Raw genomic sequence first — 15,211 nt, forward strand, 5'->3', positions numbered from 1 at the left:
GCTCATCAGCACCGCGGCCACGACCGTCAGTCCGAAATTCTTGAAATATTGCCCGGCGACGCCCGGCATCAGCCCGACCGGCAGGAACACCGCGACGATCGTCATGGTTGTCGCGAGCACCGCGAGGCCGATCTCGTCGGCGGCATCGATCGAGGCCTGATAGGCCGATTTGCCCATCCGCATGTGGCGCACGATATTCTCGATCTCGACGATCGCATCGTCGACCAGCACGCCGGCAACGAGGCTCAATGCGAGCAAGGTCATCATGTTGAGCGAGAAGCCCATGAGGTCCATGAACAGGAAGGTCGGGACCGCCGACAGCGGGATGGCGAGCGCCGAGATCAGCGTCGCGCGCCAGTCGCGCAAGAAAAGGAAGACGACGACGACCGCGAGGATCGCGCCCTCGACCATCGCATTGATCGCCGAATGATATTGGCCCTTGGTATATTCGATGTCGCTGAACAGCTCGGTGAATTTGACCTTGGGGTTTTCCTTTTCGAGTTTTCGCAGCTCCTCGACCGCCGCGTCATAGACGGTGACATCGGAGGCGCCTTTTGCGCGCTCGAAGCCGAAGGTCAGCACCTGCCGCCCGTCCTGCTTCGAGACCGAGCGCTGCTCGGCGTAGAGATCCTTGACCTCGGCGATATCGGCGAGGCGCACGGTCCGGTTCGTCCCGACCGAGATCAGCGTCTCGCCGAGGGCGTTGGCGCTGCTCGCATTGCCGAGGATGCGGACCGCCTGCTCGGAGCCTGCGACCTCCATCCGGCCGCCGGCCGCATTGACGTTGAGCTGGACGAGCTGGGTGTTCACCGCGGCGGCGGTGAGACCATATTCGCCGCTCGAAGCCGAGCAGCGCATCACCTTCCCGATCGAGACCGCGATCGCCGGCATCCCCAACCTTTCCTACACGCGGTCGATCTCGCGCTACGGGCTGAGCCAGGTGACGGTGGTGTTTAAGGACGGCACCGACATCTACTTCGCCCGCCAGCAGGTAAACGAGCGCATACAGGCGGCGAAAGCGCAGCTGCCTGACGGAAGCGAGCCCGAAATGGGGCCGATTTCGACGGGGCTCGGCGAGATCTTCATGTTCTCGGTCGAGGCCAAGCCCGGCGCGAAGAAGCCTGACGGGACGCCCTATAATGCCGAGGATCTGCGGACGATGACCGACTGGGTCATCCGCCCGCAGATGCGCACGGTGCCCGGGGTCGCGGAGATCAACACGATCGGCGGCTATGCCCGCCAATATCATATCACCCCCAATCCCGCCGCGCTGGCTTCGCTCAATCTCTCCCTCAACGACGTCGTCGGCGCGCTGGAGAGCAACAATGCCAACCGCGGCGCGGGCTATGTCGAGCGCGGCGGCGAGCAGATCCTGATCCGCGTTCCCGGCCAGGCCGGCAACGAGCAGGACCTCTCGGAAATCCTGATCACGACGCGCGGCGGCGTGCCCATCCGCATCAAGGATGTGGCCGATGTCGCCATCGGCTCGGGTCTACGGACCGGCGCAGCCACCGAGAATGGCAAGGAAGTCGTGCTCGCCACGGTGGCGATGCTGATCGGCGAAAACCCGCGCGTGGTCGCCCAGGCGTCGGCGGAACGGCTCGAAGAGGCGGCCAAGGCGCTCCCCGAGGGTGTCGAGGTGCGAACGCTCTATGATCGGACGTCGCTCGTCGAGCGGACGATCTGGACGGTCGAGAAGAACCTCGCCGAAGGGGCGCTGCTCGTCATCGTGATCCTCTTCCTGCTGCTCGGGAACTTCCGCGCCGCACTGATCACGGCGGCGGTCATCCCCATCTCGATGCTGATGACGCTCACCGGCATGCTGCAGACGCGCACGTCGGCGAACCTCATGAGCCTCGGCGCGCTGGACTTCGGTCTGATCGTCGACGGGGCGGTCATCATCGTCGAGAATTGCCTCCGGCGTCTCGGCGAAGCGCAGCACCGTCTCGGGCGCCTGCTCGATCGCGACGAACGCTTCGGCCTCGTGGCATCGGCAAGCGCCGAGGTCATCCGCCCGAGCATCTTCGGCATCATCATCATCACGGCGGTCTATCTTCCGATCTTCGCGCTCGAGGGCGTCGAAGGGAAGACCTTCCACCCGATGGCGATCACCGTCGTCCTCGCGCTGACCGCCGCACTCCTGCTCTCGCTCACCTTCGTGCCTGCGGCCGTCGCGCTGTTCGTCACGGGCAAGGTCGAAGAGAAGGAAAACTGGCTGATGCGCCGCCTTGGCCAAGGCTATCGGCCGATGCTCGAGCGGGCGCTCAACTGGCCCAAGGTCGCGATCGCGGGCGCGCTGCTGCTCGTTGTCGCGAGCGGCCTGCTCGCCTCGCGGCTCGGTTCCGAGTTCATCCCCAATCTCGACGAGGGCGACATCGCGATGCATGCGATGCGCATCCCGGGCACCAGTCTCGGGCAATCGATCGAGATGCAGGAAGCGCTCGAATCCCGCATCCGCAAATTCCCCGAAGTCGAACGGGTCTTCGCGAAGATCGGCACGCCCGACGTCGCGACCGACCCCATGCCGCCTTCGGTTGCGGATAATTTCATCATCCTCAAGGACAGGAGCGACTGGCCCGATCCGAGAAAGCCGAGGGAACAGCTGGTTGCCGAACTCAACAAGGCGGTCGCCGAAATCCCCGGCAACAATTACGAGTTCACGCAGCCCGTCCAGATGCGCATGAACGAGCTGATTGCGGGTGTTCGCTCGGACGTCGCGATCAAGCTCTTCGGCGACGATCTCGATCAATTGCTCAAGACCGGGCAGGCAATCGAGGAGATGGTCGGCGGCGTCGAGGGCGCACAGGATGTGAAGCTCGAACAGGTCACCGGCCTGCCGATGCTTTCCGTCACGCCGCGCAGGGACAGTCTCGCCCGCTACGGCGTCAGCCTCCAGACGCTTCAGGATGCCGTCTCGACTGCAACCGGTGGACGGGCGGCCGGGCAATTGTTCGAGGGCGACCGGCGTTTCGACGTCGTCGTGCGCTTGCCGGAGGATATGCGAACGAACCTGCCGGCACTCGGCAATCTGCCGGTGGCACTTCCCAATGGCGGGTGGGTCCCGCTCTCGGAACTTGCCGACATCTCGCTTGCCGCCGGCCCCAACCAGGTCAGCCGCGAGAATGGGAAGCGGCGGGCCGTCGTGACCGCGAACGTCCGGGGCCGCGACCTCGGTTCGTTCGTGGAGGAGCTGCAGGCCAAGGTCGACAGCGAGGTTGAACTGCCCGAGGGCTATTATGTCGAATATGGCGGCACCTTCGAGCAGCTCCAGTCGGCAGCGACCCGGCTCCAGATCGTGGTGCCGGTGGTGCTGCTGCTGATCTTCGGACTGCTGTTCAGCCTCTTCGGATCGGTTCGGGATGCGGCGATCGTCTTCTCCGGAGTGCCACTCGCGCTGACGGGAGGCGTGGCCGCGCTGGCCCTTCGCGGCATTCCGCTGTCGATCTCCGCGGGTGTCGGCTTCATCGCGCTCTCGGGCGTGGCGGTGCTCAACGGGGTCGTGATGCTCTCCTTCATCAAGGATTTGCGCGAGCGCGGCAAAGAGCTGCTCGAGGCGATCCGCGAAGGCGCGCTCACGCGCTTGAGACCGGTGATGATGACCGCATTGGTCGCCTCGCTCGGCTTCGTGCCGATGGCGGTCAATGTGGGTGCGGGCTCGGAAGTCCAAAGGCCGCTGGCGACGGTCGTGATCGGCGGGATCATCTCGTCGACGATCCTGACGCTGCTCGTGCTCCCGGCGCTTTACATGCTCGTGCATCGCCGCGCCGAGCAGAAGGAGCGGCCGAGCACCCCACCGGCGGAGGGCGTGCCCGTCCCCGCGGAATGAAACCCCCCGTTGCCGCCGCGACGCTCCCCCGACGAAGGCGGCAACGGGACATACTGGGCGGAACCTCGTCGAGGTTCCGCTCCTTCTTCAGGAAGAGCGAAGGAAGGACACGGTTATGACGAACAGCCAGGCGAACGCCGACCTCGAACGCCGCACCCTCTGGATCGTCCTTCTGCTCAACGCCGCGATCGCCGCCGCTTTTCTTGTCACAGGCGCCATCGGCGATTCCAGCGCGCTCATCGCCAACGGCCTCGACAATTTCTCCGACGCCGCCGTCTATGCGCTGAGCCTCGTGGCGCTCCGCCACGGCCTGTTGTGGAAGACCCGCGCCGCCACGGCATCGGGCATCATGCTGCTCATCTTTGCCGCCGGCGTTCTCTTCGACGTCGGGCGCCGCTACCTTCAGGGAAGCGAGCCGATCGGCCAGACGATGATGATCATGTCGGCGGTCGCCGCTGTCGTGAACTATATCTGCCTGAAGCTGCTCCAGCGGATTCAGAAGCCCGACGTCAACCTGCGCGCCGCGACCACCTTCAGCTTCAACGATTTCATTTCTAACGGCGGCATCCTGATCGCCGGCGTGCTCGTCTGGTGGCTCGGGACGAACTGGCCCGATCTTCTGGTCGGGTTCGCGACCGCGCTGATCGCCATCAAGGGCGGCATCGAGATTCTTCGCGACGCGCGCGCTGAGGCGCGCAAACGGGCGGACGGCGAGGATTGACACCCGATGTGGAGCGACCCCGTCATCACGGATAGCGCAGCCGACCGCCGTTTCAGGGAGCAGGCAAAGGCGCTCGGCCTCGATCCGGACAGCAAATGGGTGGGCGGCTATGTTCCCGTCGCCGCGCGGGAAATCCGGCATCTCCTCGCCGCCTATGCCGGGAAAATAGAAGGGCAGAGGCTTCTCGAGTCTGGCTGCAATTATGGCGCAAGCGCGATCGTTGCCGCAAAGATGGGAGCCGCGGTCACCGCAATCGACGTCGATGAAGAGGCCATCGCGCTCGCACGGCTCAACGCCGAACGATATGGTGCCGGCGCGGCCGTGGACTTTCGCCATGTCCCCGACACGCGGCACATTCCCTTTCCCGACGAAAGCTTCGACATCGTCCTCGCCATCAGCGTCCTCGAATATGTGCGGCGCGAGGAGTTGGCGGATATTCTGCTGGAGCTGCGGCGGCTGCTGCGCCCGGGCGGGCTCCTGCTCGTGTCGGGAACGGCGAGCCGCCTAGCGCCGCGCGAGGTTCATTCGGGACGCTGGTTCGTCAACTATTGGCCGCGATGGGTCGATCGCAAACTGCCGGGACGCACGTCAGAGTTTCAGCGCGGCCTCAATCCGCTTCGCCTCGTCCGCGCCTTCACCGACTATGAAAATCTCGACCGCGCCGACAGGGGCGCACGCTGGTGCGCGGCTCGCAAAGCGATGGGACAATCGCCCGCGAAACTTCGAGCCGCGCGATGGCTCGCTCGCCTCGCCGCGCCGCTCGGCCTGTCCGTCGGCATGGTCGGATCAAGCTTCAGCGCCGCCTGGCGAAAGCCGGGCGCGATCCGGCCGTAATCCCCGCGACCGCGCGCTGATGCCCGGCGCCAAACACAAAAGAAAAGGGCCGGGTCGCGTGTGCGGCCCGGCCCCCTCATGGATCGCTTCCGCGAGCCTTACATTGCGCGCTTCATTTCGCTGTGCGCGCCCTGCGCCTTGACGATTACCGTTACCGGCGCATCGCCGCGGTTGCGCCAGAACCAGCCGTGATTCCCGTCGAACTCGGCCGTCATCACGCCGTCGTCGCGGGTCACATTGCGATCCTTCTTGTAGCTGATCGACTTGCCGCCGCCGTCGCCATGGACGTCGACATTGACCGGTCCGCCGACCGCGGTCCAGGCGAAGTTGGACTTGCCGCCCGCCTTCATGACCAGCTTCACTTCGGCGCCTTCGCCTGGGGCGAGCGTGATGCGAAGCTCGTCCTGACGTCCTCCGGCTGCGGCGGCCGGAGCCGCACCCTCGGCCTCCGCCGCTACATCCTCCGGTGCGGCCTCGGCTTCGCCGACCGTCATGCCCGATGCCGCGGCCTCGATCTGGGCGCTCTTGTCCGCGGCGCGGTCTGCGGCCGCCTCCTCGGCGAGCTGCGTCTTGATCTCGCCCATTTCGGTAAGGCCAAGCACGCGCCCGACGCCGGTCGGGTCGATCGCATATTCGGACGGCAGGACGACGGTGACGAGCAGCACACCCGCCGTCGCCATGGCGATGACGGTCGAGGTGATGAGCTTGCCGGTGCTCGGCAGCTCGGACTTCGAGGGAATATTCGAATTATACATGAGACAAGTCCTTGATTAGGAGACCGCGTAGCCGGTCAGCTGATATCCGATGAGAAGGAAGCCCGCGGCCATCATGACCACGTTCGCGGTATAAGCGTGCTTCCAGAAGCTGTCGGTCCGGCGCCAGAAGCCCATCACGATCAGGATCGCGCCGAGCGCGAGAAGCTGGCCGATTTCGACCCCGACGTTGAAGGCGAGCAGGTTCGGCAGCAGCCCGTCCGGCGAGATGTCATACTCGATGATCTTCGTGGCGAGGCCGAAGCCATGGCAGAAGCCGAATATGAGCGTCGCAACCTTGGTGTTCGGCTGGAAGCCGAACCAGCGCTGATAGGCGCCGAGATTGTCGAGTGCCTTGTAGACGATCGAGAAGCCGATGATCGCATCGATGATATAGCTGTTGATCCCGAAGTCGAAGAAGACCCCGAGCAGCATCGTCGTCGAATGGCCGATCGCGAAGAGGCTGACGTACAGCGCGATATGCTTCATCCGGTAGAGGAAGAAGATGATGCCGAAGAGGAAGAGGATATGGTCGTAACCGGTGACCATATGCTTCGCGCCGAGATACATGAAGGCGAGGATGTTCACCCCGCTGATCTCCTGGATATATCCCTTGTCACCTTCGGCGACGGCATGGGCCATGGCCTCACCCGTCGCGAAGACGAAGGACATGGCGGCGAGAACGAAAAACAGCAGGAATCGCCAGCGCGCACTATCCATGCGCCCTGGCCCTGTAAGAGCCTTGATCATAAAATTATCCTGAAATGCGTAGATGGATGCCGCGACAAGCGGCGTCGATTTCGCAGTCAGGCGCGGTCGGGTGGGCGGTCGAGCCTTGGCCCCCTGCGACCGTCGAGCGCCGCGGGCGCGAAGCCGGTCCAGGTCGCTGTCACGACCGACGGGTCGATCCGGAGAGCCGGAGTGGCGAGTGGCGGATCATGATTGTGATCGGCAGGGTTATGCCCGTGCATGTGACCCGCACCGCGCTCATTCTCGTCGCCGGTGTCGTGGGAATGCCCATGATCGGCAACCTCGGCAGCGAGCTCGGCGTGCCGCTCGGCCTCGGCCGCGAGCATTGCGACCGGGCTGTGGCTGACCGCCGTGTTGGCGACGGACAGCAGCATCGCCGCCGCCGTCAGGCAGAGCATCATCAGCATTAAAAGGCTAGGGCGCGAGCGGCGGAGCATGAGCGGGTCAGGGAAAATCCGTAAGGGGCCGGAGCTAGAGATACTTCGAAATGGCGCGAAACTCGGCCATCGCCTTGTCGCCCACGTCCGCGTCGCCGCCGATACAATGACCGATATGGTCCTCGATCAGCGTGCGCTTGGCATTGGCGACCGCTTTCTCGACGGCCGACAGCTGCATCGCGATATCGGTGCAGGGACGGCCTTCCTCGATCATGCCGACGATGCTCTTCAGATGCCCCGTCGCGCGGTTGAGGCGTTTGATGATCGCGGGATGGGTCGTGTGCTGATGCGGGTGATGATGGTCGGCCATGGTCAAATCTCTGCGGTCGAGGAGCTCTTGGGCTCGCAACCTTAATATCTCTCAAATTTCCGCGGTGCAGTTGACGTCATCGCGGCGGCTTGTCTATAGGGCCCATATCCCCCCAGGGGGATATATTTCAAGCCCGGAAAAATGCTCGCAGTACTCGCCAATCGCACTTATCGGCATCTCCTGCTCGCCCAGATCATCGCATTGGTCGGGACGGGGCTGGCGACGATTGCGCTCGGACTTCTGGCTTATGACATCGCCGGCGGCGACGCGGGCGTCGTGCTCGGCACCGCGCTCGCGATCAAGATGGCTGCCTATATCGGGATCGCGCCGATCGCCGGAGCCTTCGCCGACCGGGTGCCGCGGCGCGCGCTTCTGGTCACGCTCGATCTCGTTCGCGCTGCGGTCGCGATCTGCCTGCCGTTCGTCAGCGAAATCTGGCAAATCTATCTTCTGATCTTCGTTCTCCAGTCGGCATCCGCGGCCTTCACGCCCACGTTCCAGGCGACGATCCCCGACGTATTGCCCGACGAGCGCGACTATACGCGCGCCCTGTCGCTCTCGCGGCTCGCCTATGACATGGAGAATATCACGAGCCCGCTGCTCGCCGCCGCGCTCCTAACCGTCATCAACTTTCACTGGCTCTTTTCGGGGACCGCCGTCGGCTTCATCGCCTCTGCGCTCCTCGTGCTGTCGGTCACCCTGCCGCGCCCCGAGCGTTCGGCCAGCCGCGACACCAGCATCTATGCCAAGACGACCCGCGGCATTCGCATCTATCTGAAGACGCCGCGGCTGCGCGGGCTCCTCGCGGTCACGCTTGCCGCCGCGGCGGCAAGCTCGATGGTCATCGTCAACACGGTCGTCATCGTCCGCGACCGGCTCGGCATGACCCAGCAGGATGTCGCGCTCACGCTTGCGGCCTATGGCTTCGGATCGATGGCCGCCGCCTTCATCCTGCCGCGCATCCTCGACCGGATTCCGGATCGGCGCGTGATGCTGCTTTCGGCCGCCATCCTCGTGGCGGGGCTCGCCGCGCTCGCTTGGATCAGCAGCATCGTGCCGGCGGGCATGACCTATTGGTATATCCTGCTCGGCGGCTGGGCGGTTCTCGGCATTGCCTATTCGATGAGCATCACGCCTTCGGGACGGCTGCTCAAGCGCTCCGCAAATGCCGAAGACCGGCCGGCGCTGTTCGCAGCGCAGTTCGCGCTCAGTCACATCTGCTGGCTCATAACCTATCCGCTGGTCGGACAGCTGGGCGCGGGGGTCTCGATGACCGCCGCCTTTGCCGCCATGGCGGCAATTGCCCTTTTCGGGACCTTGCTCGGCCTCCTGCTCTGGCCTGCGAGCGATCCCGATGCGATCGCGCACGATCACCCCGATCTGCCGGCCGACCATGAACATCTGCGGCGCCAACATGCCGATGGTGCGAGCCACGCTTATGTGATCGACGATCTCCACGAGCGATGGGTGGGCAAGCCATGACGCGCGCGCGTCCTTCCGCCACGGTGGCGCGGCGTCGCGTTATGCGATTGCTGCCCGGCGCCGCGCTTTGGTTCGGCGCCCTGCTCGCCATTCTCGCGCTCGCCAATGTGATGGGCGCGAGCGGCTGGCACGGCGCGCTGGCAGGCCACGACGATTCGCAGGTTACGGCGGCCGTGGCGCACCATGACGATGGCGAAACCTCACCCCCCGAGATCGATCTTCACAAGATCACGCACGGGATGATGCAGGGTCTCGCCGACATCTCGCCGCAACTTCAAATCTGGTCGGGCTTCCTGCTCGCCGGAGCCCGTTGGGCCTACCGGCTCGATCTCGACTGGGCGAGCACCGCGCCCGAGGGACTTCTGCGACCGCCTAGAATGTGAGGCTGCGCGCCGGTCGCCGGCGCCTGCATCCTTCATTCTAGGAGATTTTCCATGACCGATATGATCGGCCAGCGACGCCTGCGCAGGGCGTTCCTGGGCCTATGTACCGCCGTCGGCGCGCTTGCCGCCGCGAATGCTGCTGCGCAACCCGCACCTTCGTTCGACCAACTCTTCGGCCAAAGCGCCGAGGCGCCGCGAACGCAGATCATCGAAGCCGATATCGCCCGTGCCGAAGGCCTTGCCGAGCAAGCCCGGGTGCGTCCCAATCCGACCGTCAGCGGCCTCGCCGAGAATATCGGCGGCAAGCAGCCTTATAGCGGGTTCAACCGCTCCGAAACGACGATCCAATACAACCAGCCGTTCGAACTCGGCGGCAAACGCTCTGCGCGCATCGCCGCCGGCGAAGCGGGTGTTGTGGCGGCGCGGGCGCGCGGGCGCGAAGCCTTGCTCACCTACGCCTATGATCTTGCCCGGGCCTATGCCGCGGCCGAGATCGCCGACCGCCGCCTTGCCCTGACCGAGGGCAGCCTCAGCGAGGCCCGCGACGATCTTCGTATCGCGGCGGCGCTCGTCGATGCGGGCAAGGAAACAAGGCTTCGCCGGCTGCAGGCCGAGACCGAGGTGGCGACGCTCCAGGCCGCGATATCGACGGCAAGGGCAGAGCGGGTCCAGGCCTATGCCCTGCTGTCCGCGCTGGCGGGCCAGGGGATGAGCTACACCAGCCTCTCCGAGCGGGTGCTGGCGCGGTTCGAGGCAACGCCCAAATATGGGCCGGCCGATCCGCTGCAAACGGCGCCTTATCTCGCGGCACAGGCGGAACGCGAAGCGGCCGCCTACCGCGTCGAGGTCGCGAAGCGTCAGGCGATTCCCGATGTCACCGTCTCGCTCGGCGTCCGCCGTATCGAGGCCGACAAGGCGAATGCGATGCTCGTCGGCGTCAGCGTGCCGCTGCCGCTCTTCGATCGCAACCGCGGCAATATCTCGGCGGCACTCGCGGAAAAACAGGGCGCCGAAGCGCGCGCGACGGCGGCGCGCCTCGACGCCGAGGCGGGCATCAAGTCGGCGATGGCCTTCAACGAGGCCGCCGACGAGCGTGTCGCCGCCGCCGAGCAGACGTTCGAGACCGCCGACGAGGCCTATCGGCTCGCTCGCATCGCCTATGAGGCGGGCAAGTCCCCGCTCATCGAACTCATCGCCGCGCGGCGCGGTCTCAGTGCCGCGCGCGGCACGCTGCTCGACGCGCTGTCCGAGAGGTTCGACGCGCGCGCTGCGCTCGCCCGTCTCCAGGGCCGCACCATCACAGGGGAGGAAATCCAATGACCGAGAAGAATCGTTTCTATGCCGGCGCGGCGACCGCGTTGGCGCTTGCCGTGGCCCTGGGCTTCGGGATCGCTCAACTCACCGGGAGCGATGCTCCGGCTCCCGAGGCTCCGGCCAAGGCCGAGGCCGCGCCGTCCAATGAGGTGGTGATCTCGGCCGACGGGATTTCGCTGTCGCAGATCGGGGTCGCGCCCGCGGCAGGCGGCGAACTCGATGCCGCGATACCCGCCGCAGCCACGGTCGAGGCGACACCCGATGCCGTCGCCGTGCTCACGGCGCGCGCGCCGGGAACGGTGACGCGCATCTTCAAGCGGATCGGCGATCCGGTGCGGGCCGGCGAAACGCTGGCGCTCGTCGAAAGCCGCGATGCCTCGACGATCGCGACCGACCGCGACGCTGCCGCCGCTCGCGAGCGGCTGGCAGCGCGCCAGCTCGAACGCGAGAAGAGGCTGCTCGGTCAGGGGGTGAGCCCGAGGGCCGACTATGAAATCGCCGAGGCCAATCTCGCGGTGGCGCAGGCGGAAGCGCGGCGCGCGAGCGCCGCTGCCGGTGCCGCAAAGGTCGCCTCGGACGGGCGGTCGGTCGCCGTCGTCAGTCCCGTGACCGGACGTGTTACCGCGGCGCAAGCCAATCTCGGCCAGTTCGTCGCCGCCGAGTCCGAACTGTTCCGGGTCGCCGATCCCAGCCGGATGCAGATCACCGCGAGCCTGCCGCCGGCCGATGCCGGCCGCGTCCGCGCGGGAGACCGGGTCGAGCTAACGACGAACGACGGCCGCATGATCGAGGGGCGCGTGCGCTCCGAAACCGGCGTCGTCGATCCGACGACCCGGTCGGCGACCGTGGTCATCACACCCTCGGTCGCGGGCACGCTGCTTCCCGGGCAGCTGGTGAAGGCCCGCATCTTCGCGAGCGGCGGCGCCATCACCAACGGAGTCATGGTCCCGCAGGATGCCGTGCAGACGATCGGCGACCGCACGGTCGTTTTCGTCCGCACCACGAAGGGCTTCCGGGCGCAGACCGTGCAGGTCGGCGGGCGCAGCGCCGGGCTCGTCTCGATCCTCTCGGGGATCAAGGCGGGCACGCCGATCGCGACCACCAACGCCTTCCTGCTCAAGGCCGAGCTTGAAAAGGAGGCAGCGGAATGATCGCGCGCATCCTCAGTCTCTCGGTCAGGGGGCGATGGTTCGTCGCCTTCCTGACCCTGATCGTTTTCGGCTTCGGCCTCTGGCAGATTACCAAGCTGCCGATCGACGCCGTGCCCGACGTCACCAACCGCCAGGTCCAGATCAACACTTTCAATCCGACGCTCGGCCCGGTCGACATGGAAAAGCAGGTAACCTTTCCTGTCGAGACGGCGCTCGCCGGGATTCCCGGGCTGACGCTGACCCGCTCGCTCACGCGCAACGGCTTCAGCCAGGTCACGGCGGTGTTCACCGATGACACCGACATCTATTTCGCGCGTCAGCAGGTGACCGAACGCCTCGCGCAGGCGAAGGACAGCCTGCCCGACGGGGTCCAGCCCAACCTGTCGCCGCTCAGCACGGGTCTCGGCGAAATCTTCTTCTACTCGGTCGCCTTCCGCCACCCGGATGGAAAGCAGACAAATATCGTCGACGGCAAGCCCGGCTGGCAATCGGACGGCGCCTACCTCACCCCCGAGGGCGAGCGTCTGACGACCGAACTGGCCAAAGCTGCCTATCTGCGCACGGTCCAGGACTGGATCATCCGTCCGCAGATGCGAACGGTTCCAGGGGTTGCCGGCGTCGATTCCAACGGCGGCTATGTGAAGCAATATCTCGTTCAGCCCAATCTCAACGCGCTGTCGACTTACGGCCTCTCGATCACCGAACTGGCCGACGCGCTCGAACGCGCCAATCTATCGGCGGGCTCCAACTATGTGCGCCGGGCCGGCGAGAGCTTTCTCGTTCGCGCCGACGCGCGGCTGAAGTCGATCGAGGATATCCAGGAAGCCGTCGTCGCGACGCGCGCGGGCGTTCCCGTTCGCGTGAAGGATGTCGGCGAAGTGGTGATCGGGGGCGCGGTGCGCACCGGGTCGGGCAGCCGCATGGGCTCGGAGGCGGTCATTTCGACCGTGCTGATGCTCACTGGCGACAATAGCCGTATCGTCGCCACCAGCGCGGCCGAGAAACTGACGGCGATCAACAAGAACCTGCCGCCGGACGTGTTCGCCGAGCCCGTCTATAACCGCTCGAAGCTGGTCAATGCGACGATCGCCACCGTCGAGAAGAATCTCGTCGAGGGCGCCTTGCTCGTCATCGCGGTGCTCTTCCTGCTGCTCGGCAATATCCGCGCCGCGCTGATCACCGCTGCGGTCATTCCGATCACGATGCTGATGACGGCATCGGGCATGAACGCGCTCGGCGTCTCGGGCAATCTGATGAGTCTCGGCGCGCTCGACTTCGGCCTGATCGTCGATGGCGCCGTCATCATCGTCGAAAATGCCCTGCGCCGGCTTGCCGAAAGGCAGGAGCATGAAGGGCGTTTGCTCAGCCGCTCCGAACGAATGGAGGAAACCACGCTTGCGGCGCAGGAGATGATCCGGCCGACCGTCTATGGTCAGCTCATCATCTTCCTCGTCTTCGTACCGCTGCTCACCTTCCAGGGCGTCGAGGGCAAGACCTTCGCGCCGATGGCGATCACCCTGATGCTCGCACTCGCAGCCGCCTTCGTCCTCTCGCTGACCTTCATCCCCGCGATGATCGCCATCGTGATCAAGGGCAAGGTCAGCGAGACCGAGGTCAAGCCGATCCGCTGGTTCAAGGAGAAATATGAGCCGCTCCTGAAAAAGGCCGTCGCGCGCCCGCAGCCCTTCGTGGCGTCAGGCGTCGGCGTCTTCCTCGCCGCGGTGCTGGCATTCGGCTTCCTCGGTGAGGAGTTCATGCCGCAGCTCGACGAGAAGGACATCACGGTCACCAACTTCCGCGTGCCCTCGGCGTCGATCGACCAGTCGACGCAGATGCAGCTTCGCATCGAGGATGCGCTGAAGTCCTTGCCCGAGGTTGCGCTCGTCTTCTCGAAGAACGGGAATGCCGATCTCGGGACCGACCCGATGCCGCCCAATGCGTCGGACACTTATGTGATTCCGAAGCCGGAAGACGAATGGCCAGCCGAGGTGAAGAGCAAGGAGGACATCCTTCGCCGCATCGAGGAGCGGATGAAACCGCTCATCGGCAATCGCACCGAGATTCAGCAGCCGATCCAGATGCGCTTCAACGAACTGATCGCCGGCGTTCGCGCCGACGTGGCCGTGAAGCTCTACGGAGACGATCTCGACGCCATGAGCGTGCAGGCGAACCGCATCGCGGGGGTTTTGCGGCGTATTCCGGGTGCAGGCGACGTCAGCGCCGAGCAGACGTCGGGGGCTCCGACCTTCGACGTCAAGATCGATCACCAGGCGGCAGCCCGCTACGGGCTGTCGGTCGAGGAGGTCGCGAACACGGTTGCGGCTGCGCTCGGCGGGCGGGAGGCCGGACTTCTCTTCGAGGGCGATCGCCGCTTCTCGGTGGTCGTCCGCCTGCCCGATGCCCAGCGCGACGACCTCGAGACATTGGGTTCGATCCCGGTGATGCTCGCGGCGGGCGAAGGGCAGATCGCGAGCTCGATCCCGCTCCGCGAAGTAGCAAAGTTCAGCTACACGCAGGGCCTCAACCAGATCAGCCGCGAAAATGGCAAGCGGATGGTCGTGGTGCAGGTCAATGTGCGCGGCCGCGATCTCGGCGGTTTCGTCACCGAGGCGCAGGACAAGATCGGGGCGCTCGACCTGCCAGCGGGCATGTATACCGATTGGGGCGGCACGTTCGAAAGTCTCCAGTCGGCCCGGCTTCGCCTGCTGATCGTGGTGCCGATCTGCTTCCTTGCCATTTACGCCCTGCTTTACATGGCGCTCGGCGGCTTCCGGCCGGCGGCGATCGTGTTCAGCGCGGTGCCGATGGCCCTCGCGGGCGGCGTCTTCGCGCTGCTGCTGCGGGGAATCCCCTTCTCGATCACGGCCGCGGTCGGGTTCATCGCGCTATCGGGCGTCGCCGTCCTCAACGGCCTCGTCATGATGAGCGCGATCCGCAGCCGCCGCGATGCGGGAATCGGGGATGATGAAGCGATCATCGGCGGCGCGATGGAGCGCGTGCGTCCGGTACTGATGACGGCGCTCGTGGCGAGCCTCGGCTTTGTGCCGATGGCGCTTGCAACGGGAACCGGCGCCGAGGTCCAGCGGCCGCTGGCCACGGTCGTCATCGGCGGCCTGATCACCTGCACCGCGCTCACCCTGCTCGTCCTGCCGGCGATCTCGGCCTGGCTCTATCGCCGGTCCGCAGCCGCCAACCAGCGGCCGGGCGATACGGTGGAACCGGCCACGGCAAGCTGACTTGTCCGGCGGCCG

13 protein-coding genes are annotated in these 15,211 nt (G+C 65.6%); 8 read left to right on the top strand and 5 right to left on the bottom strand.

Annotated features, from left to right (window positions below; genetic code table 11):
* On the bottom strand, positions 1 to 891 hold an 891-nt coding region (locus VGN68_RS03790), incomplete at its 3' end, for an efflux RND transporter permease subunit (RefSeq protein WP_294033977.1).
* Here VGN68_RS03790 and VGN68_RS03795 point away from each other — a divergent pair.
* The 3 genes from VGN68_RS03795 (at position 821) to VGN68_RS03805 (ending at position 5,381) form a co-directional block, all read left to right on the top strand.
* Positions 821 to 3,826, top strand: a complete 3,006-nt coding sequence (locus tag VGN68_RS03795; RefSeq protein ID WP_294033978.1) for an efflux RND transporter permease subunit — start codon at positions 821 to 823, stop codon at positions 3,824 to 3,826. The two genes, VGN68_RS03790 and VGN68_RS03795, sit on opposite strands and share 71 nt — an antisense overlap.
* Before the next feature lie 115 nt (positions 3,827 to 3,941).
* Positions 3,942 to 4,547 (top strand): cation transporter, encoded by a 606-nt coding sequence (locus VGN68_RS03800; RefSeq protein WP_234180890.1) that lies wholly within the window; start codon positions 3,942 to 3,944, stop codon positions 4,545 to 4,547.
* A gap of 6 nt (positions 4,548 to 4,553) precedes the next feature.
* Positions 4,554 to 5,381, top strand: coding sequence for a class I SAM-dependent methyltransferase (locus VGN68_RS03805; RefSeq protein WP_327474007.1), 828 nt, complete (start codon positions 4,554 to 4,556; stop codon positions 5,379 to 5,381).
* Positions 5,382 to 5,479: 98 nt separating this feature from the next.
* On the opposite strand, the gene VGN68_RS03810 is transcribed toward VGN68_RS03805, so the two are convergent.
* The 4 genes from VGN68_RS03810 to VGN68_RS03825 all read right to left on the bottom strand — a co-directional run bounded on the left by VGN68_RS03810 (position 5,480) and on the right by VGN68_RS03825 (position 7,630).
* On the bottom strand, positions 5,480 to 6,136 hold the full coding sequence (locus VGN68_RS03810; RefSeq protein WP_234180895.1) for a transmembrane anchor protein: 657 nt from the start codon (positions 6,134 to 6,136) through the stop codon (positions 5,480 to 5,482).
* A gap of 15 nt (positions 6,137 to 6,151) precedes the next feature.
* The gene (locus tag VGN68_RS03815; RefSeq protein WP_407047199.1) at positions 6,152 to 6,853 is read right to left on the bottom strand and encodes a HupE/UreJ family protein; all 702 of its coding nucleotides are present in this window, start codon (positions 6,851 to 6,853) and stop codon (positions 6,152 to 6,154) included.
* Between the two features lie 86 nt (positions 6,854 to 6,939).
* A complete protein-coding gene (locus tag VGN68_RS03820; protein WP_234180897.1) occupies positions 6,940 to 7,284 on the bottom strand; it encodes a hypothetical protein in 345 nt (114 codons plus the stop codon).
* A gap of 70 nt (positions 7,285 to 7,354) precedes the next feature.
* Positions 7,355 to 7,630 carry a metal-sensing transcriptional repressor gene (locus tag VGN68_RS03825; RefSeq protein ID WP_217372986.1) on the bottom strand — a complete coding sequence of 92 codons (276 nt, stop codon included), beginning with the start codon at positions 7,628 to 7,630 and terminating at the stop codon, positions 7,355 to 7,357.
* A 141-nt stretch (positions 7,631 to 7,771) separates the two neighbouring features.
* Here VGN68_RS03825 and VGN68_RS03830 point away from each other — a divergent pair, with 141 nt between their 5' ends.
* Genes VGN68_RS03830 through VGN68_RS03850 form a run of 5 tightly spaced genes read left to right on the top strand, consistent with a single transcriptional unit; the run spans position 7,772 to position 15,196 of the window.
* Entirely contained in the window at positions 7,772 to 9,112 is a 1,341-nt protein-coding gene (locus tag VGN68_RS03830; protein ID WP_234180899.1) for an MFS transporter, read from the top strand.
* A 41-nt stretch (positions 9,113 to 9,153) separates the two neighbouring features.
* Complete coding sequence (locus VGN68_RS03835) at positions 9,154 to 9,495, top strand: hypothetical protein (RefSeq protein ID WP_217372984.1); 342 nt, start codon at positions 9,154 to 9,156, stop codon at positions 9,493 to 9,495.
* Positions 9,496 to 9,546: 51 nt separating this feature from the next.
* Positions 9,547 to 10,815 carry a TolC family protein gene (locus VGN68_RS03840; protein WP_234180901.1) on the top strand — a complete coding sequence of 423 codons (1,269 nt, stop codon included), beginning with the start codon at positions 9,547 to 9,549 and terminating at the stop codon, positions 10,813 to 10,815.
* Positions 10,812 to 11,960 (top strand): efflux RND transporter periplasmic adaptor subunit, encoded by a 1,149-nt coding sequence (locus VGN68_RS03845; protein WP_234180903.1) that lies wholly within the window; start codon positions 10,812 to 10,814, stop codon positions 11,958 to 11,960. The genes VGN68_RS03840 and VGN68_RS03845 overlap by 4 nt, the downstream gene beginning before the upstream one ends.
* The gene (locus tag VGN68_RS03850; protein ID WP_234180905.1) at positions 11,957 to 15,196 is read left to right on the top strand and encodes an efflux RND transporter permease subunit; all 3,240 of its coding nucleotides are present in this window, start codon (positions 11,957 to 11,959) and stop codon (positions 15,194 to 15,196) included. Before VGN68_RS03845 ends, VGN68_RS03850 begins: the two co-directional genes overlap by 4 nt.
* Positions 15,197 to 15,211 lie beyond the last annotated feature (15 nt).

This window comes from Sphingopyxis sp. (assembly GCF_035998965.1).
In the GTDB taxonomy this organism is placed as follows: domain Bacteria; phylum Pseudomonadota; class Alphaproteobacteria; order Sphingomonadales; family Sphingomonadaceae; genus Sphingopyxis.